The sequence below is a fragment of the Rhizobium sp. G21 genome, from assembly GCF_014158035.1.
Taxonomy (GTDB): domain Bacteria; phylum Pseudomonadota; class Alphaproteobacteria; order Rhizobiales; family Rhizobiaceae; genus Rhizobium_E.
On sequence record NZ_JACFXW010000001.1, the window covers coordinates 2,172,409 to 2,195,811 of the forward strand.

Genomic DNA, 23,403 nt, shown 5'->3' on the forward strand with positions numbered 1-23,403 from the left:
GACCCGGAAGAATTTCTAAGCAATTTTTGGGCCAGTTCGTCATCGTTCGCATCAAACTGCCACTGTCCCGCCGCCCGCGGGGACGAACAGGGAGTATAGCGTAAGCCATGGCCTTGTCTGCAAGCCTGTTGTTGCGACAGACACAATCGCTGGTGATGACACCCCAGCTGATGCAGTCCATCCAGCTTCTGCAAATGAACTTTCTTGAGCTGAACAATTTCATCGCCCAGGAAGTCGAGAAGAATCCGCTGCTGGAGGTCGCCGCTCCGGCGAATGGCGGGCAAGGCGACTTCGAGCCTCAGGGCTTCGACGGCGCCGATGGCGGCAGATCCCCGGACCGCAGCGACGAGGCGCCCCTGCAGCCGAGCCGGGCCGAGCGGCTGTCGGAAGCGCTGGACACCGGCGTGGAAAACGTCTTCCAGGACGATGCCGGTCCCCGCAAGGCGGACGCGCCGGAATTGCTGCAGCAGTGGAAATCCATGCCCGGCGGCGCCGGCGAAAGCAGCGAAGGTTACGATCTCGACGATTTCGTCGCTGGCCAGGTGACGCTGAAAGATCATCTGGGCCGGCAGATTCCCTTCACCGTGACCTCGGATACGGAACGGCTGATCGCCCGGCACCTGACCGACATGCTCGACGAAAACGGTTATCTCGGCGCCGAAGTCGGGGAACTGGCCGCGCGGCTGAACGCCGCCCAGGAGGACATCGCCACGGTGCTGGCCAAGCTTCAGGAGCTCGATCCGCCCGGCGTCTATGCGCGGTCGCTGTCGGAATGCCTGGCGATCCAGCTCAGGCTCAAGAACCGGCTCGATCCGGCGATGAGCGCGTTGCTCGCCAATCTCGAGCTTTTGGCCCGTCGCGATTTTTCCTCGCTCAAGAAGATCTGCGGCGTCGACGAGGAAGACCTGCTCGACATGCTCGGCGAAATTCGCGCGCTCGATCCCAAGCCCGGCAGCAGTTTCGAGAGCGCGCCATCGGAATCGATCATCCCCGACGTGATCGTCAAGGCGGCTCCCGACGGCGGCTGGACGGTGGAGATCAACCCCGACACTCTGCCGCGGGTGCTGGTCAACCAGACCTATTACAGAAAGTGGCGGGGTCCGTGGCCAAGCAATCGGCCGACCACGCCTTCCTCGCCGAATGCCTGCAGAACGCCAACTGGCTGACGCGCAGCCTCGACCAGCGCGCCAAGACGATCATGAAAGTGGCGACCGAAATCGTGCGCCAGCAGGACGCCTTCTTCGCCCAGGGCATCGCGCATTTGCGCCCCTGAACCTGAAGACCGTGGCCGATGCGATCAAGATGCATGAGTCGACGGTCAGCCGGGTGACGTCGAACAAATATATGCTGACGCCGCGCGGCCTGTTCGAACTCAAATATTTCTTCACCGTCTCGCTCGGCTCCAACGAAGGCGGAGACGCGCATTCCGCGGAGTCCGTGCGCCACCGCATCAAGGCGATGATCCAGGCGGAGACGGCCGACAAAATCCTGTCGGACGACGACATCGTCGAAGCCTTGGCCGGCGCCGGCATCGAGATTGCGCGCCGCACCGTGGCGAAATATCGCGAAGCCATGAACATCCCCTCCTCGGTGCAACGCAGGCGAGAAAAGCGGGCGATCGCCAGATCGGTTTCGGCCTGAAGAAAGCTGATTTCCTTGCAGTGCTCGACAATCTCTATTTGTATGATTTATCGGCTATACACAGCTTGCCGACGCACCGTCGCTTGACTTCGCCGGAAGCGAGCGTTAGAGCCCGCGCCCAATCGGAGCCACACCGCGCGTTCGAAACTCCTTAATCACGCCGCGAGAAAAGCTTGGATGGCGGACCGGCTTGGAATAGACTGACCCGAATGGTTTGCCGAAGCAGAACAGGCGCGCGCCCTTGCATGATGGCGCCCACCACGTCGTTCTCGCTGCGGCGAAGGCCTGACGGGAATAGAGGTCCCTCCCGGAAAGGTCGTGACCATGCGGACTTCGGTAACGAAAGTGCAGGAAGGGAAAACACCATGAGTGTGCGTGTGACCGGTAAGCAGATGGATATTGGCGAAGCGTTTCGCACCCGTATCACGGGCGCGATCAACGACGGCGTGACCAAGTATTTCGACGGCGGCTTTTCGAGCCAGGTGACCGTCACCAAGACCGGCTCCCGTTTCAACGCCGATTGCCGCCTTCATCTCGATTCGGGCGCGGACCTCCATGCCGCCGGCGACGCCAACGACCCGCAGATCGCTTTCGATTCGGCGCTGGAAAAGATCGAGAAGCGTCTGCGCCGTTACAAGCGCCGGCTGCGCGACCATCACATCGGCGGCGATGCGCGCCTGCACATGGAAGTGGCCTATTCGGTGATCGACGCGCCGTTCGAAGAAGACGACGAACAGGAAGTGGCGGAAGATTTCGCCCCCGTGATCGTGGCGGAGACGACCAAGAAACTGTCGACCATGTCGGTGGCGAGCGCCGTGATGGCGCTGGACATGACCGATGAACCGGTTGTGATGTTCCGCAAGCCGGGATCGGAAGAGTTGAACATTGTATATCGCCGCAACGATGGCAATATTGGCTGGATTGATTCTGCCAGCATCAAGGGTTGATCCCCTCGATTGAGACCATGCGGGTCGGCTGAGGCCGGCCCGCCGATACCAAGCCGGAAGAGGACAGTGTTTATGGCTTTGGCGGATATCCTGCACCCGGAAGCAATTCTCCCGGGATTGCGCGTACAGTCCAAGAAGCAACTCCTCATGGAGCTTGCGACATGCGCCTCCACTCTCACCGGCATTTCCGAGCGGGAAATCTTCGACGTGGTGCTGCAGCGGGAAAAGCTGGGCTCGACGGGCGTCGGCGGCGGCATCGCCATTCCGCACGGCAAGCTGAAATCGCTCGACAAGATCACCGGCGTCTTCGCCCGGCTGGAGACGCCGGTCGATTTCGAGGCGCTGGACGACCAGCCCGTCGACATCGTCTTCATGCTGCTCGCTCCCGAAGGCGCGGGCGCGGATCACCTCAAGGCGCTGTCGCGCATCGCCCGGGTGCTGCGCGACCAGGATCTGGTGGCGCGTCTGCGCTCGTCGGATACAGCACAGGCGCTGCACGCCTGCCTGAACCAGGAACAGACGTCCAACGCCGCCTGACGCGGCGCGCAGGCTTCAGCCCAGCAGAAAAGCCCAGAACGTGACGCTGACCACGCCGAAACCGGTGGTCAGCGTGATGGTCGACGCCGCCATCGGCTCGCCGGTGCGGAATTGCGAGGCGATCAGCCAGGCGTTGACGCCGGTGGGAACGGCGGCGACCAGCACCAGCGCGCGGCGCCATTCGTCGCTCAACCCCAGAAGCGTCGCGAACGCCAGGACCAGCGCCGGCAGGGCGACGAGCTTCAACAGGGTGGCGGTGAGCGACAACGGCAACTGGCCGGAGAAGCCGTAGCGGCGCATGGCCATTCCGAGCGACAACAGCGCCGCCGGCCCGGCGATCTGCGAGATCTGCTGGATGACGGTGGCGGGCACGCCTTCCAGCCTGACGCCGAGCAGATGCCAGAGACCGCCGCCGATGATGCCGAACACCAGCGGATTGCGCGACAGATTGCGCCACAGCGAGGCGCAAAACTCCACCCAGCTGCCCTTGGGCTTGCCGGTGTCGCGCTGCTCGGCCTGCTCGATCAGCAGCGAAGACGCGATCATCATCACCGGCAGATGGATGGCGATCAGGATGGACAGCGCCACGAGTCCCTCGGGACCGACGATGCGGTCGATCAGCGGCAGGCCGACGAAGACGGTGTTGGCGAAGGCCGAGGAGACGCCGGCGACCGTCGCCATGCGATGATTGACGCCGAACACCGTGATCGCCAGCCCGTAAGCGATGGCCCAGACGACGGCGACCGCCGAGAAATAGGCGATCCACAGCCGCAGCGGAAAGGCGCCATGAAAATCGGCCTCCGCGATGGTGCGAAACAAGAGCACGGGGACGGCGAGCTTAAAGACGAAATTCGACAGCGCATCGCCGGCTTCCGCCCGGAGATAGCCGGTGGCGACCATCAGCCACCCCGTGAAGATCAGGATGAAGACCGGCAGGACATTTTGCGCTGTCGCGAGCATGCGGGAACGTCTCCTCGTCGAATCCCTTCTGCATATACGCGACCATCGTCCTCGCAAAGCCGATCTTGGCCCGGGAAAAGCCATCCGCCATCCGTGCGCCCGCTTGTGCGCGGCGGGAAGTGATGGCAGTTTCGCAACTGCGAAAGGGCAGATCATGACAGACCAGACGGATTTCAGGCAGCGGATCGAGGCGTCCTTCGCCTCGCAGGGCGCGATGGCGCTGATCGGGGCGGAGTTGACCCGAATCGAGCACGGTTCGGTGGAGATCGAACTGTCCTACCGGCCCGAACTCACCCAGCAGCACGGTTTTTGCATGCCGGCGTGATCTCGGCGGCGCTCGATTCGGCCTGCACCTACGCCGCCTATACGATGATCGAGCCTGAGACCTCGATCCTGACGATCGAATTCAAGGTCAATCTGATGTCGCCCGGCAAGGCGCCGCGCTTCCTGTTTCGCGGCGAGATCACCAAGCCGGGCTCCAACATCATCGTGGCCGACGGACGCGCCTATGCGCTGGGCGACGGGCCGGCCAAGCTGATCGCCTCGATGACCGGCACCAAGATGGCCTTGCGCGGACGGGAGGACATCCGCGGATGAACGACAGACTGAAACAGGCGGGCGGCAGATCGATCCTCTATGTCATGGCCGCCGAGGCGGAATATGGTCCGGCGCTGCAGGCGCTGTTCACGCCGGTGATGACCGGCGTCGGCCCGGTCGAAGCCGCCGTTCAGCTGACCCGCGTGCTGACCGAACTGACGCTCGATGGGCGCAAGCCTGATCTCGTCGTCTCGCTCGGCTCGGCCGGCTCGGCAGTGCTCGAGCAGACCGAAGTCTATCAGGTCGCTTCCGTCTCCTATCGCGACATGGACGCCTCCGCTTTCGGGTTCGAAAAGGGACGCACACCCTTCCTCGATCTGCCCGCGACGATCCCCCTGCCCCTGCGCATTCCCGGCCTGCCGGAGGCGCGGCTGTCGACCGGCGCCAACGTCGTCTCCGGCGCGGCCTACCAGACAATCGACGCCGACATGGTGGAAATGGAGACCTTCGCCGTCCTCCGCGCCTGTATGAGCTTCGAGATACCCCTTATCGGCCTGCGCGGCGTCTCCGACGGCAAGGAGGAGGTTCGCCATGTCAGCGACTGGACCGAATATCTGCATGTGATCGACGAAAAGCTCGCGCGCGCGGTCGAGGCGCTGGAGGCGGCGATCGCCGAGAAGCGTCTGGTTTTTGAATGTCGCGGGCGCGCGACCGCTTGCGCGATCCCGAGAGATTCTTTAAAGGCTCGCCATGACCCAGCAAGCTCCTTCAGACACCATTCTCATCATCGATTTCGGCAGCCAGGTGACGCAGCTCATTGGCCGGCGCGTCCGCGAGGCGGGCGTCTATTGCGAGATCGTCCCCTTCCAATCCGCCGAAGAAGGCTTTCACCGGCTTCGTCCCAAGGCGATCATCTTCTCGGGCGGCCCGGCTTCGGTGCTCGACGAGGGCAGCCCGCGCGCGCCGCAGGCGGTGATCGACAGCGGATTGCCGATCCTCGCCATCTGCTACGGCCAGCAGACGCTCTGCACCCAGCTCGGCGGCAGAGTGGAAGGCGGCCATGCCCGCGAATTCGGCCGCGCCGATGTCGAGATCCTCAAATCCAGCCCGCTGTTCGAAGGCTTCTGGGAGGTCGGACAGAAATATCCGGTCTGGATGAGCCATGGCGACCGCGTGACCGTGGCTCCCGAAGGTTTCGAGATCATCGGCACGTCGGAAAACGCGCCGTTTGCGATCTGCGTCAACGAGGCGAAGAAATATTACACCACCATGTTCCATCCGGAAGTGGTGCATACGCCCGACGGCGCCAAGCTGCTGTCCAACTTCGTGCACAAGATCGCGGGCGTCGCCGGCGACTGGTCGATGTCGGCCTATCGCCAGCGCGCGGTCGAGACGATCCGCGAACAGGTGGGCGACGGCCGCGTGCTCTGCGCGCTCTCGGGCGGCGTCGATTCCTCGGTGGCCGCACTTCTGATCCATGAAGCGATCGGCGACCAGCTGACCTGCGTGCTCGTCGATCACGGCCTGATGCGCAAGAACGAGGCGCGCGACGTCGTCGCCATGTTCCGCGAGCATTACAACCTGCATCTCATCCATGTCGACGCCTCCGATCGCTTCATCTCGGCGCTGGAAGGCGAAAGCGATCCGGAAACCAAGCGCAAGACGATCGGCCGGCTGTTCATCGAAGTGTTCGAAGAAGAGGCCAAGAAGCTCGGCGGCGCCGATTTCCTCGCCCAGGGCACGCTCTATCCGGACGTGATCGAAAGCGTTTCCTTCACCGGCGGCCCGTCGGTGACGATCAAGAGCCACCACAATGTCGGCGGCCTTCCCGATCGCATGAACATGAAGCTGGTCGAGCCCTTGCGCGAACTGTTCAAGGACGAAGTGCGTGTGCTCGGCCGCGAACTCGGCCTGCCCGACAGCTTCATCGGCCGTCACCCCTTCCCCGGTCCGGGTCTCGCGATCCGCTGCCCGGGCGGCATCAGCCGCGAGAAGCTCGAAATCCTGCGCGAAGCCGACGCCATCTATCTCGACGAAATCCGCAAGGCCGGTCTTTACGACAAGATCTGGCAGGCTTTCGCCGTGCTCTTGCCGGTGCAAACCGTCGGCGTGATGGGCGACGGCCGCACTTACGAATTCGTCTGCGCCCTGCGCGCCGTGACCTCGGTCGACGGCATGACTGCGGATTTCTACCACTACGACATGAACTTCCTCGGCCGCGCCGCGACCCGCATCATCAACGAAGTGCGCGGCATCAACCGGGTGGTCTACGACGTGACGAGCAAGCCGCCCGGCACCATCGAGTGGGAATGATTTTTGCCCGTCCGAACTTCCCGGAAAGCGCCGTCAGGGCGATGCCCTGACGGCGCTTCAGGGCTCATGCCGACCGCACCGTGCGGCTGGCGTATCGATCGTGGAGACGCTGCTGGGTCAAGGCGTCCTGTTTCGGCGCCACACCGAAGGTTCTCGAATATTCCCGACTGAATTGCGAGGCGCTTTCATAGCCGACCTTGTAGGCGGCTTCGGCGACGTTGGCGGCCTCGGTGACCATCAGCCGACGCGCCTCGAGAAGGCGCAACTGCTTTTGGAACTGAAGCGGCGTCATCGAGGTCAACGCCTTGAAATGCTGATGAAACGACGACGGGCTCATCCGCGCGATTTCCGCCAGCGTCTCGACGCGCAGCGTCTCCGCGAAACTCGTATGCAGCACCGACACCGCTCTGACGACGCGTTCGATATTGGATTCCGGCAGGGCCAATTTGCAGATCTCGCCGCCATGCGGTCCGCTCAGCAGCCAATAGCAGATTTCGCGCACGATCGAGGGCGCCAGAACAGGGATCGCTTTCGGCGTCGCCAGCAACTTCACGAGACGAAGAATGCAATCGGCCAAGGGCGGATCGACTTTGGCGACGAAAGCACACGGGCCGGAATCTTCCGATGGCGCCGGCAGCGCATCCAACTGTTCGAGAACGCTGCGCATCGTCGCAACGTCGAAATCGATCATCACCCCGACATAGGGCTTCTCCTCGCTGGCCTCGACGATCCGACCGGTCGCCGGCAGCCCGACGCTGACCACCAGGCATTCCATCGTTCCATAACTCAGTCTCGCCTCGCCGAAATGCAGTTCTTTTCCGCCCTCCAGCACGACACAGAGCGATGGGCGATAGATGTTTCGCATCGGCATCATCGACTGGTACGACCGGACGATGTTGAAGCCTTCGAGGGCCGTCGGGAAAAGGCCCTGGCCGCCGCCCTGTTCTTCGATATAGGCCGTGATGGCCGCAAGCAGCGGTGCGTTCATGCGCGACTCCGGATGTGTGAGGCGCCAGGGCAAGATCTGGCTCCGGGTCGGCATCATCGCCTCTTCTGCAGGAATAGGCAAGTTTCTTGCGAGTTCCGGCATTCTGGTCATGGGTCGCTCCATCTAGCTTGAGGGTGCAACCAAGCGAGGAGCAACCTCAAATGGCAGAAATCGCCGCCGGGTCAAGAGATCCTTCATCGGGGCATGCGCCTCGACCCAATTCATCCGGAGACTATGCGAGGCCCGGGCGGTTTGCGGCCATATGCGCCGTCCTCCTGCTGATCAATGCGTTTTCCCAGATCGACCGCATACTTCCGTTCATTCTGGCGGAGAAAATCAAAGCGGACCTGTCGCTGACGGATACGCAGATGGGATTGCTGACCGGCCTCGCCTTCGCCGTCTGTTACGCGCTTCTGTCGCTGCCGCTCGCGCGCGCCGCCGACCGAGGATCGCCGCGGCTGGTGCTGGCGGCCTGCGTGCTGATCTGGAGCGCGATGACGATGCTCGGCGGCGTCGCCGCAAGCTTCTTGTTCCTCGCTTTGACACGCTTCGGCGTGGCGTTCGGAGAGGCCGGGGCGGTCCCGGCCGGTCATGCCCTGATCATCCGCAAGGTCGAGCCGGCGCGACGCGGGCTTGCGATCGGTCTCTTCGCGATGGGGATCCCGCTCGGAACCATGGCGGGCTTTTCGGCCGGCGGCGCTCTCGCCGATATGTTCGGCTGGCGCATCGTGTTGATCGGCGCCGGCGCCGTCGGCGTCCTGATCGGGTTCGCGACGGTGTTCGTGGTGGGCGCGACGCCGCGCTTGCAGCCCCGGCTTCGGGCGACGGCCCTTTCCTGAAAACCAGCCTCGATCTCCTGTCGTCGCCGGCCTTTCGCTGGCTGTTTCTGGGCACGGTCCTTCTCGGCTTTGCCGGCGCGCCCTTCTATGCATTCTCGGCGCCGTTTCTGATCCGCGCCCACGGTTTTCCGCAACCGAAGTCGGCGTCTCCTTCGGGCTGTTGCAGGGGCTGATGGGGATTGTCGGCACGCTGGGCGGCGGCCGCTGGTTCGACCATGCGGCGCGGTCCGGCTCCGGCAGGGTCCTCGGCCCACCCGGCCTGCTGTTTCTGTCGGCGAGCGTCACCACGACGGCGGCCCTGTTCGCCCCTGTCGGCTGGATGTCGATCGCCCTGTTCGTCCCATCGATGCTGTCGTTCTCGTTCATGCTCCCCTGGGGCTTCGGCGCGGCGCATCTGCTGGCGGGGCCGGGTCGCCAGGCGCAGGCGTCCAGCCTGGTGATGATCGGCAGCGGGCTTGTCGGGCCGGCGCTCGGGCCTCTGTTCGTCGGCATGGTCAGCGACGCCGCATACGCCGCCGACATTCCGAACGGCCTCGCGTTCGGCCTGTTGATCGTGCCTCTGGCGAGCGCCTTGTCGGGCCTTGTCCTCCTCGTCGCCGACCGTCGCGTCGCCGCGGCCCTCCGGCGACGCCGAACCGCCCCCTGAACATTCTGACAGCCATCCATCGAACGGCCATCTCCGCAGGGGCGGTGGTGTTCCCGCAAGACGCATCGTCGAAACGGGGCGTCTCCGTCGGGCAGCCGAGCCAAAAACACGAAAGGAACAGATCATGCCGAAATCTTGGACAGTCGACGACATGCCCTCCCAGCAGGGTCGAACCATGCTCGTCACCGGCACGGGCGGCCTGGGGTTCGAAACTGCTCTTGCGCTGGCGAGAGCCGGCGGCGAAGTGATCCTCGCCGGCCGCGATCCGGCCAAAGGCGCCGACGCCGTCAGACGCATCAGGAATGAGGCGTCGCATGCGTCCATTGCGTTCGAGCCGGTCGATCTCGCCGACCTCTCGTCGATCGAGGCGATGGCGACGCGACTGAAGGGCCGTCTCGATCATCTCGACGTGCTGATCAACAATGCGGGCGTCATGACGCCCCCGTGCGCAAGACCACCCGTGACGGCTTCGAACTGCAGTTCGGGACCAATTATCTCGGGCACTTCGCGCTGACGGCCCATCTGGCGTCGCTTTTGGCGACAGGACGAGAGCCGAGGGTCGTGACGCTGTCCAGCATAGCGGCGAGAGGGTCGAAGGTCGCTATCGACTTCGACGACCTGCAGGCGGAGCGGAGCTACAAGGCCATGCCGGTCTATAGCCAATCGAAGCTGGCATGCCTGATGTTCGCGCTGGAACTTCAGCGACGCAGCGACCAGGGCGGTTGGGGCATAACCTCCATCGCGGCCCATCCCGGCATCTCCCGGACGGACCTGCTGCACAACGCGCCGGGTCGCCGCAGCGCGCAGGGACTTATGCGGTCGCTGCTGTGGTTCTTGTTTCAGCCTGCGCCCCAGGGGCTCTGCCGACGCTGTTTGCGGCGACGTCTCCCGATATTCGCGGCGGCGGTTACTATGGTCCCGACAGGCTCGGAGAGACGCGCGGGCATCCCACCGAGGCGCGGATGCCGCCCCGGGCGATGGACGGCGACGTCGCGAGGCGTCTCTGGGAAATCTCGGAGAGGCTCATCGGCCGCGCCTTCGACACCCCCGCTTCGCATCGTTCCGGCCGGGCTGGACCTTCTGACGGACGAGAGGGCTGAGGATGGACCCGCTCGCAGATCTCGTCGACTGGATCGCGCTCTGCGGCCTCGTCGGCCTACTGTCGATCGGTCTTGCCGAACGATTCGTTCCGGCGCTTCCGTCCCACGGCGTTCTCGTCGCCATCGGCATTGCGGCCAAGGACGATGCCTGGTCGGTCCAGGCGGCCGTCGCGGGCACCGCCGCGGGCAGCTTTGCCGGGGCGCTCGCGCTCTATCTCCTCATACGCGCGCTCGGAGAACAAAAGTCCGTGGCCCTTCTCCACGTCGTCGGCGGGCGGATCGGACTTTCAGGCCGGCGCATAGACCGGACGCTCGCCTCCCTGCGCGCCCGGGAACAGGCAATCACGATAACATCGCAACTCGTCCCGACGATCCGATTGATCTTCCCCTTGGCCGCGGCGCTGTTGGGAACGGGCGCCTTGCGGTTCGCATTCGGCCTGGGGGTCGGGATCCTGTTGTGGAACGGGCTGTTCATCGCCGCCGGCTACTTCGCCGTCATGGCGCTGCCCGGCCTCAACTCATCGGCCTTCGCCCTCAAGATCCTGGCGCTTCTCGTTTTGGTGGAAATAATGGCCGAAATTCTCTTCCGGTTGCGATCATCGATGCGGCGGCGACGGGAGACGATGCGATGATCGGGAGAACCGCCGATGCGCTGGTGTTTTTCCGCGCCTGGCTTTCCGCGCCTCTGCAGATCGCCTCGGTCACGCCGTCGGGACGGGCGCTCTCGTCGCTGATGACCACGGAAATCACCGCCGCCAGCGGCGCCGTGATCGAACTCGGTCCGGGAACCGGCGTGTTCACCGAGGCGCTGCTCGAGCGGGGTGTTTCCGAATCCGATCTCGTTCTCGTGGAGTCCAGCGCGGCTTTCGCCGGCCATCTCCAGACGCGCTTTCCGGCGGCGAGAACTCTGCTTATGGACGCGTCGCAACTGCGCAAGATCGAGCTTGCGACTTCGACCCCGATCGGCGCCGTCTTGAGCGGACTGCCTCTCCTGTCGATGCCGGTTCGAAAGGTGATCGGCATTCTCGAAGGAGCCTTTTCGCATCTTCGCGATGACGGAGCGTTTTTTCAATTCACCTACGGACCACGATGCCCCGTCCCCAGACCCGTGCTCGATCGGCTCGGATTGAAGGCGACCTTTCTGGGGCGCACGCTCGCGAATGTTCCGCCCGCGGCGGTCTACCGCTTCAGTCGCCGGAGACCGCGTCCTCCGTTCGGACCGCCCGCCCCGAGCTCATCGATCGCAAGCCCGAACGCATCGGCTCCGCCCGAGATCGACTGATCGACCGAACTCGGCGGAGGCGACTATCGCGCTCGTTTCGAAAGCGCCGGCGGCGGCATACGCGGCCGGTCCCGGCACGGCCGAGAGGGAGAGGCCGGGATGGTTATCGCAGCCTTTCGATGGCGTTGGCCTGCGCCTCGCGGATCAGGCCATGATACATCGTTTCCTTGCCGGGATACCAAGGCATCGCGCCGATCGAGCCGAAGCCGGGGATCGTTTCCATATGCGCGACCATGCGGGCTCGCATCCGCTCGTCAGGCAGCGGGCCGGTCATCGCCTGGATATTGTCGCTCATGTGATCGGGGTTCGACGTGCCGCACAGCACGCTGGTGACGGCCGGATGCGCCATGACCCATTTCAGGAAGAACTGCGCCCAAGTCGCGGCGCCGAACTCCCGGGCGAAAGCGGGGAGAGGATGTCCTTCGACCACCTTCATCAGCCGCGCCTTTTCGAGCGGCAGATTGATCAGGACGCCCACGCCCTTGGCGGCGGCGGCGGGCAGCAGGCGGCGTTCGGCGTCGCGGTTGAAGATCGAGTAGTTCGTCTGGATGAAGTCGACGTCGCCGCGCTCGACGATGGCGAGCAATTGATCCTGGGCGGCCGATTCATGGTGAGTCACGCCTACATGGCGGATCAATCCGTCCTTTTTCCATGACTTCATCAGCGGGATGACGACGGGTGCATTGGTGATGCTGTGGCATTGCATGAGATTGATCGTGCTGCGCCAGGTGCGCATCCGCGACTGCCGGAAACTCTCCTCCGCATGACTCTCGTCGCCGAGATAGTCGCCGGTCGACCAGACCTTGTTGGCGAGGAACATCTGATCTCCGCCTCCGAACTCGCCCATGAACTGGCCGACAGTGGCTTCTGCGGAGCCATAAAGGGGCGAGGTGTCCACCACGCGCCCGCCGGCGGCGACGTAGCGTTCGAACACCTGCCGCAGCGCGTCGCGGCGATCACCGGGCTTCAGGTCGAAGGTCAGGAACGTACCGAGGCCAAGCGCCGTGACCTGTTCGCCGGTGCGCGGCAGAGTTCGGGTCACGAGATCCGGGCTCGGCGCCGTCCCGCCGGATGGGGAGGCGGCATCCTGAGCGCCGGCTGTCCCGGCGGACGCGGCGGGAACCGCCAGACCGGTCACGGCCGCTCCCATCGTTCCGAGAAAGCCGCGACGGTTGATGGTCGACTTGTCCATGAGATTTTTTCCTTGTGTCGGGAGGGGCGTCAGAACTGCCAGTTGGCGGGCGCCCAGGCGTAGCCGCCATCGGTCTTCAGCATGTGGCCGATGCCCGGGAACGGGAAGTGGAAGCCGAGGACCGGGATGCGGTCGGCCGCCGCCCTGTCGAAAATGCGCCGGCGCGAAGCGAGCGCCGTCTCCTTGTCGCGATCGGGGCCGGGAAGCCAGGGACGATCGATGTTGACGACCGGATGATAAGCGAGGTCGGCGGTCAGCAGCAATTGCTCCTTGCCCGAATGGACGAGGAAGGCGGCCATGCCCGGCGTGTGGCCGGAAGCGACGATCGTGGTGAGGCCCGGCGCGATCTCGGCGCCGGCTTCGTAGAGTTCGACATGATCCATGACCGGCTCGAAGCTGGTCTTGATGTTCCGCGCGAAACGCAGCCGGAATTCCTCGGGCGTCGGCATGTAGGAGAGATCCGGATCAGTCCGGACAAAGAAATCCCAATCCGCTTTCGGCGCGAAGACGGTGGCGTTCGGAAAAGCCCTGCCGCCATCCGCGGCGCGGAGGTTGCCGACATGGTCCGGATGCGTGTGGGAAATGACGACGCCGTCGATATCCGCGGGGCCGAGGCCGATCGCCGCGAGATTTTCGAAGAGGCGACCGCCATTGGGGCCCATGGTTTTTCCGGCGCCGGCTTCGATCAGGATTCGCCGACCGCCAGTCTCGATCAGGAGCGTGTTGAGGTTGAGCGTCATGCGGTCGCTCGGCAGGAAGGCGCGGCGCAACACCTCCTGCAACGCGGCTTCCGGCGCATCGCTGGCGTAGACGCGCGGCGGTCCTTCGATGACGCCGTCGCTGAGCACGGTCGCGCTGATATCGCCGATGCGGACGCGGTAGTGACCGCTATTGCCGAGCGCTGCAGGCAGGCCCTGTGCAGCCGCCCCGAAGCCGCCGAGGCTGGGAATGAACAGGGCGGAGGCGCCCGTGACGGCGGTCAGCATGACCGCGCGTCTGTTGAGGGTGAAGACACTCATCGGATTTTCCTTTCCTGGTCGGGCGCGCGCGTTTTCCAGAGCGGCGCTCGATATGCTTGCGCCGTCGAGCAGATCGTGGCGGCGACCAACGGTTTGAACGATGACACAGGCCTATTGCGCTGATAAGCTGCGCAAAGATTATCAGCTTGATTAGAAAAACAGCTCAATGAACCCGCTTCGCCTGGACAGCTTCGATGTGTTCGCCTCGATCATCCGATGCGGTGGATTCCGCGCCGCGGCGCTCGAACGAGGGGTGTCTTCATCGGCCCTCAGCCAGACGATGAATGCTCTCGAGGAAGCCCTCGGAATTCGGCTGCTCAATCGGACGACCAGAAGCGTCTCTCCCACCGAAGCGGGACAGCGCCTGCTGGATCGCCTTTCCCCGGCATTGAGCGACATCCGGCGCGCGATCGCCGAAATCGACGAGTTGCGGGACAGCCCCTCGGGAACTCTGAGGATCAATGCTCCGGCGCCTGCCGTGGACCATGTCCTGTGCCCGCTGGCATTCGACTTCATGGACGCCTATCCCGACGTGAAGATCGAGATCATCAGCGATGCCGCCGTCATCGATATCGTTGAGCGCGGTTTCGACGCCGGCGTCAGGTTCGGTAAGCAGTTGGCGCAGGACATGATCGCGCTTCCGCTCGGCCCGCCGCTGCGCTATGTGATCGTCGCTTCACCCGATTACATCGAAAGACATGGCGAGCCGCAGGCTCCCCAAGACCTTGTCGGCCACGACTGCATCAGGCGCAGGTTTCCCGGCGGCACGCTGGTCACGTGGCGGTTCATCGAAGGCGGAGAAGACATCGAGATCGCGCCCGAAGGCCGGCTGACCGTCAGCTCCGCGCAGAACGAACTGCAGGCGGCGCTGGCGGGCAGAGGCATCGCCCATGTCTTCGACGACTATGCGCGCACACACATCCAGGCCGGCCGTCTGGTGGAGCTTCTCTCCGACTGGAGCCCCGCTCTGCCCCACTGGTTTCTCTACTATCCCAACCGGCGCCTGCCGAGCGCCGCCATGCGCGCCTTTCTCGATTTCATGAGAAGCTACGACTGGCAGGCCCGGCGGTGACGCAGATCGAGACGGCTGCTACCAGGCCGGCGAGGCCGAGCGGTCTTCGCAGGCCTCTTTCGGGTCCGGCGCCATGCTCGGAGAACTGATGCAGCGTTTGGAGCGGCTGCCGATTCACGCCTCGCTTCGGTCTGCGGAATACGCCACGTCCCGTTGCGCCTCGATCGCCTCCAGCCGCGCGGAAAGCGCTTGCGAAATGGAGGAATAGGCCGTGCTTCCCAGCGCCAGCCGCAATGGCGGCTTCTCGCTTTCGGCGGCGGAGATGATCGCGGCCACGGTGCGGGCGGCGTCGCCCTTTATTTCGAAGCCGCCATCGACGATGGCGCGGCGGACAGCGCCGGCGGGGGTGTTTTCGTAGACGTCCATCGGGTCGGCGCAGACCAGATTGGCTCCGAAATTGGTGCCGGTCGGGCCCGGCTCGGCGATGATGAAGTCGATGCCGAACGGCGCCACTTCCTGCGCCACCGATTCGACGAAGCCTTCGATGCCCCATTTGGTCGCATGATAGAGGCTGAAGCCCGGATAGGCGATCTGCCCGCCCTCGGAAGAAACCTGGACGATACGCCCGCCGCTCTGCCGTCGCAGAGACGGAAGCGCGGCGCGGATCACATGGATGGATCCGGCGAGATTGGCGGCGATCTGCCGATCGATCTGATCATCCGCCAGCTCCTCCGCCGCCCCGAATAATCCGTAGCCGGCATTGCTGACCAAGACGTCGATCCGGCCATGGCGCCGGAAGGCTTCGTCGACGACCGACGCTATGCTCTTCGCCTCGATCAGGTCGAGCGAAACGACATCCAGTTGGTCGCCATATAACTGTTCGAGCTGCTCGAGCGTCCCCGGTCGGCGGATGGTGGCGACCACCTTGTGACCTTGCGCGAGCAATTGCTGCGTCATCTCCAGACCGAGGCCGGAAGAAGCGCCTGTAATGAACCATGTCTTCGGCATGTGAACTCCTCATTCTTTGCAAACCCAATGTAGCTCGCCGAGATTGGTGGTATAAGGTCGTCAATCCGAGATGAGACGGTGAGGAAATTTCACGAATGATACGCCCCAGCCTGAACGATCTCGCCGCTTTCGCGGCGGTGGCCGGCCACCTTAGCTTCCGCAGGGCCGCCGACGTCCTGGGCGTCTCACGCTCCGCGTTGAGCCACGCGATCATCGGACTGGAGGGCAAGTTGGGCGTCCGGCTCTTCAACCGGACGACACGCAGCGTGTCGTTGACCGAAGCCGGCGCGGGCCTGTTGGCGCGCATCGACCCGCTCCTGCAGGATCTCGACCTAGCTCTCGACACGCTATCGGAAGAGCGCGGCGCCCCGAGCGGCACATTGAGAATCAATGCGAACAAGAGCGGCGCGCTTATCCTGCTGAAAAACGTCGCGCCGCAATTCCTGACGTCCTATCCCGACGTCGAACTCGATCTGGTTTCGGAAGGTCGGCTCGTCGACATTGTCGAGGAAGGTTTCGACGCCGGCGTGCGGCTGCTCGAGACGGTTCCGCGAGACATGGTCGCGATACCGTTCGGGGGCGATGTGCGCTTCATCGCTGTCGCGTCCCCGTCCTATCTCGAGGGCAGGACCGCGCCCATCACGCCTGAAGACCTGCAGGCCCATCGGTGCATCCGACAACGCCTGCCCAGCGGAAAGCGCTACCGATGGGAGTTCGCCAAACACGGCGCCGAGATTGCCGTCGACGCGCCGGGCAACCTCACCCTCGACGACAGCGATCTGCTCACGCAGGCGGCGGCGGACGGCCGCGGCATCGCCTATGTCCCGGAACATTTCGCCAAGCCGTTTCTGGTATCCGGCCAGCTCGCGTCCGTCCTCGACGACTGGTGCCCGCCGACAGCCGGCCTGGCGCTCTATTACCCACGCAACCGGCACATGCCGTCGCCGCTCCGCGCCTTTATCGACGTCCTGAAACAGGTGGAGAGGAGACGATGACCGGGCGACGATCTGGACCACATCTGCAGCATCACCGCGCGGAGCGAGGACAGTAAAGCCGATATCGGCTTCCACTGCCGCCGCCGAAATCCACAAGCCATGAGGACGGCCGGCCCCGGCGGGGGCCATCGTCAAAAGCGGCTGTACGCACTGCCCGGCATGGGATAGACACCGCCTTTCCTTTTGTCGGCGCAATCTTGATCGACAGCCAGGATTATTGCTAATTGACGTCCTTGGACTGCGGCTGCCGCCGCACCCGAACAATGGTCTCGCGTCTCCAAGATTTCGGCGACGGCGAGCGCCTCGACACCCATCCCGTCAACATTGTCGTTCGCTGGACAATTTTCAGCGCGCCGATTTCAAGAGCGTCTCGATCATGCATAGAAAAACATCCGCATTGAACGGCGCGAAGGGCATCGGGCTCGAACGGAACGCCCTGATGGGGCTGGCTGCCGCGGTGTTCTTCTTCGTCGTCAGCACCGCGATCTCGATCTATACGATCCAGAATGTGAGAGACAGCAATTCGCGGGTGACGCAGACCCATGGCCTGATCGTCGCGCTCGATCTGTTGCTGATCGACGCCCAGGATGCCGAGACGGGCCTCAGAGGCTTCCTGCTGACCGCCAAGGATACATATTTGGCGCCGTATTACCGGGCCCTGTCCCAGGTGAAGAGCCGCCTGGCGACGATTGGTCTGTTGGCGACCACAGAAATGCAGGAACGGGGAAGCGTCGAGGAACTGCGCGGTTACGTCGAGTCCAAGCTGGGCGTAATGGACAGGACGCTCCGGCTTTACAGGGAAAAAGGTCAGGCGGGAGCCTTGACTCTCGTGCAGTCGGACCAGGGCCGCAGCGATATGGACGGCATCAGGGCCGTCGTCTCGCAATTGCGCGATGAGGCCAGTGAGGAGCGGAGCCAGCGCCTGGAAGCGATGGACAATTCCTATGTCGTCGCTTGGGTCAGCAGCTTGTCGGCCGGGGCGCTCGGCATCATCCTGACGCTGATCATTTCGGGCCTGGCGAGAAAAGCCACCATCGCGCGCCAGCGGGAGCAATGGCTGCAGAACGCGCAGGTGGGCTTGGCGGCGTCGGTGTTCGGCGAACAGCCCCTGGCTGCGCTCGGAGAGAACATTCTCGGCTTCCTGACCAATTACCTCGGCGCCGTCGCAGGGGCGCTCTATGTGGAGAACGCAGGCCGCTATCATCGCTCGGCGGTGCATGGCGTTCCCTCGAACGTGACCCTCCCCGCGAGCTTCGGCCAGGGCGACAGCCTGTTCGGACATGTTCTCAGGGATCACAGGCCGATCGCGGTCGGCGAGCTTCCCGAAGATTACATCAGCTTCGGCTCCGGCCTCGGCCAGAGCAGGCCGCGCTACCTCGCTTTGGGGCCAGCGATCGTCGACGGCGAAATCCGGGCGGTTTTCGAACTCGGCTTCCTGTCGCCGATTTCCGACGAGACTTTGCTGCTGCTCGAAAAAGTGTCCGAAATCATTGCGGTGGCCATCCGCTCGGCCGAGTTCAGAACGCGTCTCCAGGCCTTGCTCGAAGAAACCCAGCGGCAGTCCGAAGAACTGCAGGTGCAGGGCGAAGAGCTCCGGGTGTCCAACGAGGAACTGGAGGAACAGGGACGCGCATTGCGCGAATCCCAGGCGCGGCTGGAGCAGCAGCAGGCCGAACTCGAACAGACGAATTCCCAGCTCGAGGAGCAGGCGCAGGAACTGGAGCGGCAACGCGACGACATCGAAAAAGCCAAGGACGCCATCCAGGCCAAGGCCAACGAGGTCGAACTGGCCAGCCGGTACAAGTCGGACTTCCTGGCGAACATGTCGCATGAGCTTCGCACGCCGCTGAACTCCTCGCTGATCCTCGCCAAGCTGCTCGCCGACAATTCCGAGGGGAACCTGACGGCGCAACAGGTCCAATTCGCGCAGACCATCCAGTCTTCGGGCAATGACCTGCTGAACCTGATCAACGACATCCTCGACCTGTCCAAGATCGAGGCGGGCCATGTGGAAATCAGGCCCGAAGCGGTGTCGGTCGAGCGCATGCTCGGCTCTCTGCGCCATCTCTTCGAACCGCTCGCCGCCAACAAGAACCTGCAGTTGTCGATGACGGTGTCGTCCGACGCGCCGGCGATCATACAGACCGACCCGCAGAGACTAGAGCAGGTTCTGAAGAACCTGCTGGCCAATGCGATCAAGTTCACCGAGAAAGGCGGCGTGTCGCTGAGCATCCGCCGCCACGGCGACAATCATCTCGCCTTGTCGATCAAGGACACCGGCATCGGCATCGCGGAAGAACAGCAGAAGCGCATCTTCGAAGCGTTTCATCAGGCCGACAGCACCATCAGCCGCAAGTTCGGCGGCACCGGCCTCGGCCTGTCGATTTCGAGGGAGCTGGTGCGATTGCTGGGAGGCCGGTTCCAACTCGAAAGCCGCCTGGGAGAAGGAAGCACGTTCACCGTGATCATCCCGCAGGACTTCGACGTCGCGCTTGTCCGGACGCCGCAGCCCGAACCGGCGGCGGTTCAAACGCAGCCGGCGGCGCAGGCGACGAGATCCGAGGAGCCGATGCCCGCGGCGGCGGCAGGCAGGCCGATCGCGTTCATCGAAGATGATCGGGCCGTCGCCGACGAAGGGGCGCGTAAGCTTCTCGTGGTCGAGGACGACCATTCCTTCGCCCTGATCCTCCGGGATCTGGCGCGCGAACTCAAATTCCAGGCGCTCGTCGCCGGAACGGCCCAGGAGGCGCTCGATCTCGCCTATCAGCACATACCGCACGCCATCATTCTGGACGTCGGCCTGCCGGATCAATCCGGACTGTCGGTCCTCGACCGGCTGAAGCGGGATGTGCGCACGCGCCACATCCCGATCCATATCCTTTCGGCCGACGACTATTCCGACCGGGCGCTCTCGCTCGGCGCCGTGGGTTATGCGCTGAAGCCCGTGCAACGCGATCATCTGGTCGAAGTGATCGAATCATTGGGCGCCAAGGCCGAACAGACTCTGAGGCGGGTGCTCATCGTCGAGGACAATGCGGTGCAGCGCGACGCCCTGTCGAGACTGCTCGTCGTCGCACGACGTCGAAACGGTGGGCGCCGGCACGGCCGCCGAATGCCTATCGCTGCTCGAAAACAAGACGTTTGATTGCATGGTGCTGGACCTGTCGCTGCCGGACGCCTCCGGTTTCGCGCTTCTGGAAACGCTCAGCCAGGAGGGCTCCCATTCGTTCCCGCCGGTCATCGTCTATACCGGGCGGGTGCTGAGCGCGGAGGAAGAGCAGAAACTTCGCCGCTATTCGAAGTCGATCATCATCAAGGGCGCCAAGTCGCCGGAGCGCTTGCTCGACGAGGTGACCTTGTTCCTTCATCAGGTCGTGTCCGAACTTCCGGATGAACAACAGCAAATGATCCGAAAAGCGCGCAATCGCGATGAACTTCTCGAAGGCCGCCGCATTCTCATCGTCGAGGACGACGTTCGCAACGTCTATGCGCTGACCAATATTCTCGAACCGCGCGGCGCGGTGGTCGAAATCGCACGGAATGGAGAAGAGGCGCTGGAAAAACTCGAACAGTCGCAGACCAAGCCCGCCGGGCGGATCGACCTCGTGCTGATGGACGTGATGATGCCGGTGATGGACGGCTTGACCGCGACGCGGCACATCCGTCGCAACGCCGCCTGGCAGAAGCTGCCCATCATCACCCTGACCGCCAAGGCCATGCCGGACGACCAGAAGCGTTGCATCGATGCGGGAGCCAACGACTATATGGCGAAACCGCTCGATGTGGAAAAACTTCTCTCCCTGGTGCGCGTTTGGATGCCCCAATGACCGACACGTTCGAAAAGGTCGAGGATATCGAGATCCGGCTGCTGCTGGAGGCGCTCTATCACCGATACCACTACGACTTCCGCAACTATGCGATGTCGTCGATCCGCCGGCGGCTGCGCCAGGCTCGCGAGCAGCTGGGCTATGCGACGATTTCCGCCATGCAGGAGCGGCTGCTCCATCATCCGGACATGCTGTCGGACATGTTGCGCTATCTGACGGTCCAGGTCAGCGAGATGTTTCGCGATCCCTCCTATTTCCTCGCCGTGCGCGAGAAGATCATCCCGCATCTGCGCACCTACCCGTCGCTGAAGATCTGGATCGCCGGATGCAGTTCGGGTGAAGAGCTCTATTCCTTCGTCATCCTGTTCCGGGAAGAGGGTCTGGAGGGGCGAACGATCTTCTACGCCACCGACATCAATCCCGATGCGCTCGCTCATGCTGAAGCCGGCATCTACGACATCGACCGCATTCGCGTCTTTACCGAAAACCATCGGCAGGCAGGGGGCAAGGGTTCCCTGTCGGACTACTACACCACCGGCTACAACCGCTGCATCCTGGACAAGAGCCTGCGGCGCAACGTCGTCTTTTCGGATCACAGCCTCGTCACCGACCAGGTGTTCGGAGAGATGCAATTCGTCTCCTGCCGCAATGTCATGATCTATTTCGACCGCGACCTGCAGGATCGCGCCATCGGTCTGTTCCGCGAAGCGCTGCCGCATAACGGCTTCCTGGGCTTGGGGTCGAAGGAGACGCTCCGCTTCTCCGACCATGCCGACAGCTTCCGCGAATTCGTCCGAGAGGAAAAAATCTATCAAAGGGTCGGTTCATGAGCGGGCAACCGGGCGGGGCGATCATCATCGGCGCGTCGGCCGGCGCGCTCGAAGCCCTGTCGGCGATATTGCCGGCTCTGCCGGCCGATTGCCGCTTCCCGATCTTCGTCGTCGTGCATCTGCCGCCCAACAAGCGCAGCGTGCTGGCCGACATCTTCGACCGGAAATGTCGGCTCCGGGCGATCGAAGCGGAGGACAAGGAGCCTGTCGAACCGGGGACCATCTATTTCGCGCCGCCCGATTACCACCTGCTGCTCGAGGGGCGGTCGCATATTTCGCTTTCCAGTGAAGAAGAGGTGTTCTTCTCGCGTCCCTCCATCGACGTGGCGTTCGAAAGCGCGGCGGACGCCTGGGGCAAGCAGTTGACGGCCATCGTCCTGACAGGGGCGAATCATGACGGCGCGCATGGACTTCAGGTCGTCGCCCGTCTCGGCGGCGCGGCGATCGTGCAGGATCCGCAGACGGCTTATGCGACGGCGATGCCGGAGGCTGCGATCCGCGCTTGTCCTGACGCCAAAGTCATGTCGTTATCGCAAATTGCAACATACCTACAGAAAATACTCACATGACGACCGTTGTTAAATTTCTGCTCGTCGACGATCTGGCGGAGAATCTCCTGTCTCTCGAGGCTCTGCTGCGGCGCGATGATCTGATGCTGCTCAAGGCGAGGTCCGGCGACGAAGCGCTCGAACTGCTGTTGCAGCACGACGTCGCGCTGGCGCTGATCGACGTGCAGATGCCGGGCCTCAACGGCTTCGAATTGGCCGAACTGATGCGCGGCAACGAGCGGACCAGACGCGTTCCGATCATCTTCGTGACCGCAGGAAGCCATAGCGCCGAGCGCCGGTTCCAGGGATACGAGGCGGGCGCGGTCGATTTCATCCAGAAGCCGATCGAGCCCGACATTCTGCGCAGCAAGGCGGACATCTTCGCCGAACTCTACCGGCAGCGGCAGATGATCGCCGAGCAGCGAGACACGCTGGAGGAGCAGGCGCGCGCGCTCCAGCTCGCCGACAAGCGGAAAAACGAATTCATCGGCGTGCTCGTGCACGAATTGCGAAATCCGCTGGCGGCGCTGAACAGCGGCATGAAATTGCTGTTCAGACGCCCGGACCCCGAAAGGGCGGAACAGATCAACGGCCTGATGCAGGATCAGATGGATCACATCATCCGGCTCGTCGACGATCTGCTCGATATTTCACGGATAACCCAGGGAAAGATCACTCTGGCGAAAACGGAATTCGATTTGAAGGACGCCGTATCCACCGCATTGGATATGACGCTGCAGATGATCGAGGAAAAACAACACGTCCTGCACTACAGCACGCCCGAACAGCCCTGCATGGTGTTCGCCGACAAGGTCCGTTTGACCCAATGCGTGTCGAACCTGCTCAACAATGCGGCGAAATACACCCCGAAGGGCGGGCGGATCGACGTGTCCCTGGAGATTGCCGAAGAGACCTACCGGATCCGCGTCGTCGACAACGGGCTCGGCCTGACGCCGGAAGCGGCCTCGGCGATCTTCCAGATGTTCGAACAGGTCAACGAACATCGGGATCATTCCCATGGCGGACTCGGCATCGGCCTCGCGCTGGTGAAGCAACTGATGGAGTTGCATGGCGGCGACGTCGCCGTATGGAGCGACGGACCGGGCCGCGGCAGTATTTTCACTCTGGATTTGCCGCGCACCGCGCCGCACGCCGGCGAAGGCTACGTTTGACACGCTGAGC

The 23,403-nt window shown here is 63.5% G+C and carries 19 protein-coding genes and 4 pseudogenes; 18 read left to right on the plus strand and 5 right to left on the minus strand.

Going from position 1 to position 23,403, the window contains the following annotated elements:
* Nucleotides 1-107: 107 nt before the first annotated feature.
* From H2O14_RS11070 to ptsN, 4 genes and pseudogenes are all read left to right on the plus strand, one after another.
* Complete coding sequence (locus tag H2O14_RS11070) at nt 108-1,166, plus strand: hypothetical protein (protein ID WP_246697358.1); 1,059 nt, start codon at nt 108-110, stop codon at nt 1,164-1,166.
* Nucleotides 1,103-1,641, plus strand: a pseudogene (locus H2O14_RS27350) (hypothetical protein). Before H2O14_RS11070 ends, H2O14_RS27350 begins: the two are co-directional and overlap by 64 nt.
* 365 nt (nt 1,642-2,006) lie before the next feature.
* The gene (gene hpf, locus H2O14_RS11075) at nt 2,007-2,588 is read left to right on the plus strand and encodes a ribosome hibernation-promoting factor, HPF/YfiA family (RefSeq protein WP_182829341.1); all 582 of its coding nucleotides are present in this window, start codon (nt 2,007-2,009) and stop codon (nt 2,586-2,588) included.
* 72 nt (nt 2,589-2,660) lie between these two features.
* On the plus strand, nt 2,661-3,125 hold the full coding sequence (gene ptsN, locus H2O14_RS11080) for a PTS IIA-like nitrogen regulatory protein PtsN (RefSeq protein WP_182827699.1): 465 nt from the start codon (nt 2,661-2,663) through the stop codon (nt 3,123-3,125).
* A 15-nt stretch (nt 3,126-3,140) separates the two neighbouring features.
* Here ptsN and H2O14_RS11085 read toward each other — a convergent pair whose 3' ends face one another.
* Entirely contained in the window at nt 3,141-4,085 is a 945-nt protein-coding gene (locus tag H2O14_RS11085) for an AEC family transporter (RefSeq protein ID WP_182827700.1), read from the minus strand.
* Nucleotides 4,086-4,239: 154 nt separating this feature from the next.
* On the opposite strand from H2O14_RS11085, the pseudogene H2O14_RS11090 reads away from it, so the two are divergent.
* The 3 genes and pseudogenes from H2O14_RS11090 (at nt 4,240) to guaA (ending at nt 6,935) form a co-directional block, all read left to right on the plus strand.
* Nucleotides 4,240-4,682, plus strand: a pseudogene (locus H2O14_RS11090) (PaaI family thioesterase).
* Nucleotides 4,679-5,299: pseudogene (locus H2O14_RS11095) on the plus strand (5'-methylthioadenosine/S-adenosylhomocysteine nucleosidase); the annotation flags it as partial. The pseudogenes H2O14_RS11090 and H2O14_RS11095, both read left to right, overlap by 4 nt.
* Before the next feature lie 73 nt (nt 5,300-5,372).
* Nucleotides 5,373-6,935, plus strand: a complete 1,563-nt coding sequence (guaA, locus tag H2O14_RS11100; protein WP_182827701.1) for a glutamine-hydrolyzing GMP synthase — start codon at nt 5,373-5,375, stop codon at nt 6,933-6,935.
* A gap of 64 nt (nt 6,936-6,999) precedes the next feature.
* On the opposite strand, the gene H2O14_RS11105 is transcribed toward guaA, so the two are convergent.
* Nucleotides 7,000-7,923: an AraC family transcriptional regulator gene (locus H2O14_RS11105; protein WP_182827702.1), complete on the minus strand. Its 924-nt coding sequence runs from the start codon at nt 7,921-7,923 to the stop codon at nt 7,000-7,002.
* 161 nt (nt 7,924-8,084) lie between these two features.
* Between H2O14_RS11105 and H2O14_RS29400 the strand changes: the two are divergent.
* The 4 genes and pseudogenes from H2O14_RS29400 to H2O14_RS11125 all read left to right on the plus strand — a co-directional run bounded on the left by H2O14_RS29400 (nt 8,085) and on the right by H2O14_RS11125 (nt 11,790).
* Nucleotides 8,085-9,408: pseudogene (locus H2O14_RS29400) on the plus strand (MFS transporter).
* Between the two features lie 124 nt (nt 9,409-9,532).
* The gene (locus tag H2O14_RS28845; protein ID WP_312858589.1) at nt 9,533-9,922 is read left to right on the plus strand and encodes an SDR family NAD(P)-dependent oxidoreductase; all 390 of its coding nucleotides are present in this window, start codon (nt 9,533-9,535) and stop codon (nt 9,920-9,922) included.
* A 588-nt stretch (nt 9,923-10,510) separates the two neighbouring features.
* Entirely contained in the window at nt 10,511-11,140 is a 630-nt protein-coding gene (locus H2O14_RS11120; protein WP_182827703.1) for a DedA family protein, read from the plus strand.
* Entirely contained in the window at nt 11,137-11,790 is a 654-nt protein-coding gene (locus H2O14_RS11125) for a class I SAM-dependent methyltransferase (RefSeq protein ID WP_182827704.1), read from the plus strand. Before H2O14_RS11120 ends, H2O14_RS11125 begins: the two co-directional genes overlap by 4 nt.
* 103 nt (nt 11,791-11,893) lie before the next feature.
* Here H2O14_RS11125 and H2O14_RS11130 read toward each other — a convergent pair whose 3' ends face one another.
* Nucleotides 11,894-12,982: an aldo/keto reductase gene (locus H2O14_RS11130; protein WP_182827705.1), complete on the minus strand. Its 1,089-nt coding sequence runs from the start codon at nt 12,980-12,982 to the stop codon at nt 11,894-11,896.
* Between the two features lie 29 nt (nt 12,983-13,011).
* Entirely contained in the window at nt 13,012-14,001 is a 990-nt protein-coding gene (locus tag H2O14_RS11135) for an MBL fold metallo-hydrolase (RefSeq protein ID WP_182827706.1), read from the minus strand.
* A 166-nt stretch (nt 14,002-14,167) separates the two neighbouring features.
* Here H2O14_RS11135 and H2O14_RS11140 point away from each other — a divergent pair, with 166 nt between their 5' ends.
* Nucleotides 14,168-15,073 (plus strand): LysR family transcriptional regulator, encoded by a 906-nt coding sequence (locus tag H2O14_RS11140; RefSeq protein ID WP_182827707.1) that lies wholly within the window; start codon nt 14,168-14,170, stop codon nt 15,071-15,073.
* Nucleotides 15,074-15,187: 114 nt separating this feature from the next.
* Here H2O14_RS11140 and H2O14_RS11145 read toward each other — a convergent pair whose 3' ends face one another.
* Nucleotides 15,188-16,021: an SDR family oxidoreductase gene (locus H2O14_RS11145; RefSeq protein ID WP_182827708.1), complete on the minus strand. Its 834-nt coding sequence runs from the start codon at nt 16,019-16,021 to the stop codon at nt 15,188-15,190.
* Nucleotides 16,022-16,116: 95 nt separating this feature from the next.
* Between H2O14_RS11145 and H2O14_RS11150 the strand changes: the two genes are divergently transcribed.
* The 6 genes from H2O14_RS11150 to H2O14_RS11170 all read left to right on the plus strand — a co-directional run bounded on the left by H2O14_RS11150 (nt 16,117) and on the right by H2O14_RS11170 (nt 23,393).
* Nucleotides 16,117-17,016 carry a LysR family transcriptional regulator gene (locus tag H2O14_RS11150; protein ID WP_182827709.1) on the plus strand — a complete coding sequence of 300 codons (900 nt, stop codon included), beginning with the start codon at nt 16,117-16,119 and terminating at the stop codon, nt 17,014-17,016.
* A gap of 376 nt (nt 17,017-17,392) precedes the next feature.
* Nucleotides 17,393-20,161, plus strand: a complete 2,769-nt coding sequence (locus tag H2O14_RS11155) for an ATP-binding protein (RefSeq protein ID WP_246697361.1) — start codon at nt 17,393-17,395, stop codon at nt 20,159-20,161.
* The gene (locus H2O14_RS27365; RefSeq protein WP_312858590.1) at nt 20,106-20,843 is read left to right on the plus strand and encodes a response regulator; all 738 of its coding nucleotides are present in this window, start codon (nt 20,106-20,108) and stop codon (nt 20,841-20,843) included. Before H2O14_RS11155 ends, H2O14_RS27365 begins: the two co-directional genes overlap by 56 nt.
* The gene (locus H2O14_RS11160) at nt 20,840-21,673 is read left to right on the plus strand and encodes a CheR family methyltransferase (RefSeq protein WP_182827710.1); all 834 of its coding nucleotides are present in this window, start codon (nt 20,840-20,842) and stop codon (nt 21,671-21,673) included. Before H2O14_RS27365 ends, H2O14_RS11160 begins: the two co-directional genes overlap by 4 nt.
* Entirely contained in the window at nt 21,670-22,242 is a 573-nt protein-coding gene (locus H2O14_RS11165) for a chemotaxis protein CheB (RefSeq protein ID WP_182827711.1), read from the plus strand. The genes H2O14_RS11160 and H2O14_RS11165 overlap by 4 nt, the downstream gene beginning before the upstream one ends.
* Entirely contained in the window at nt 22,239-23,393 is a 1,155-nt protein-coding gene (locus H2O14_RS11170; protein WP_182827712.1) for a hybrid sensor histidine kinase/response regulator, read from the plus strand. The genes H2O14_RS11165 and H2O14_RS11170 overlap by 4 nt, the downstream gene beginning before the upstream one ends.
* The last annotated feature ends 10 nt before the right edge of the window (nt 23,394-23,403 follow it).

Coding starts and splice junctions, on each gene's coding strand:
- guaA (WP_182827701.1), top strand. CDS start 5,373: ATGACCCAGCAAGCTCCTTCAGACACCATTCTCATCATCGATTTCGGC.
- H2O14_RS28845 (WP_312858589.1), top strand. CDS start 9,533: ATGCCGAAATCTTGGACAGTCGACGACATGCCCTCCCAGCAGGGTCGA.
- H2O14_RS11125 (WP_182827704.1), top strand. CDS start 11,137: ATGATCGGGAGAACCGCCGATGCGCTGGTGTTTTTCCGCGCCTGGCTT.
- hpf (WP_182829341.1), top strand. CDS start 2,007: ATGAGTGTGCGTGTGACCGGTAAGCAGATGGATATTGGCGAAGCGTTT.
- H2O14_RS11140 (WP_182827707.1), top strand. CDS start 14,168: ATGAACCCGCTTCGCCTGGACAGCTTCGATGTGTTCGCCTCGATCATC.
- H2O14_RS11120 (WP_182827703.1), top strand. CDS start 10,511: ATGGACCCGCTCGCAGATCTCGTCGACTGGATCGCGCTCTGCGGCCTC.
- H2O14_RS11165 (WP_182827711.1), top strand. CDS start 21,670: ATGAGCGGGCAACCGGGCGGGGCGATCATCATCGGCGCGTCGGCCGGC.
- H2O14_RS11070 (WP_246697358.1), top strand. CDS start 108: ATGGCCTTGTCTGCAAGCCTGTTGTTGCGACAGACACAATCGCTGGTG.
- H2O14_RS11105 (WP_182827702.1), bottom strand. CDS start 7,923: ATGAACGCACCGCTGCTTGCGGCCATCACGGCCTATATCGAAGAACAG.
- H2O14_RS11135 (WP_182827706.1), bottom strand. CDS start 14,001: ATGAGTGTCTTCACCCTCAACAGACGCGCGGTCATGCTGACCGCCGTC.
- H2O14_RS11145 (WP_182827708.1), bottom strand. CDS start 16,021: ATGCCGAAGACATGGTTCATTACAGGCGCTTCTTCCGGCCTCGGTCTG.
- H2O14_RS11160 (WP_182827710.1), top strand. CDS start 20,840: ATGACCGACACGTTCGAAAAGGTCGAGGATATCGAGATCCGGCTGCTG.
- H2O14_RS11085 (WP_182827700.1), bottom strand. CDS start 4,085: ATGCTCGCGACAGCGCAAAATGTCCTGCCGGTCTTCATCCTGATCTTC.
- H2O14_RS11170 (WP_182827712.1), top strand. CDS start 22,239: ATGACGACCGTTGTTAAATTTCTGCTCGTCGACGATCTGGCGGAGAAT.
- H2O14_RS11130 (WP_182827705.1), bottom strand. CDS start 12,982: ATGGACAAGTCGACCATCAACCGTCGCGGCTTTCTCGGAACGATGGGA.
- H2O14_RS11155 (WP_246697361.1), top strand. CDS start 17,393: ATGCATAGAAAAACATCCGCATTGAACGGCGCGAAGGGCATCGGGCTC.
- H2O14_RS11150 (WP_182827709.1), top strand. CDS start 16,117: ATGATACGCCCCAGCCTGAACGATCTCGCCGCTTTCGCGGCGGTGGCC.
- ptsN (WP_182827699.1), top strand. CDS start 2,661: ATGGCTTTGGCGGATATCCTGCACCCGGAAGCAATTCTCCCGGGATTG.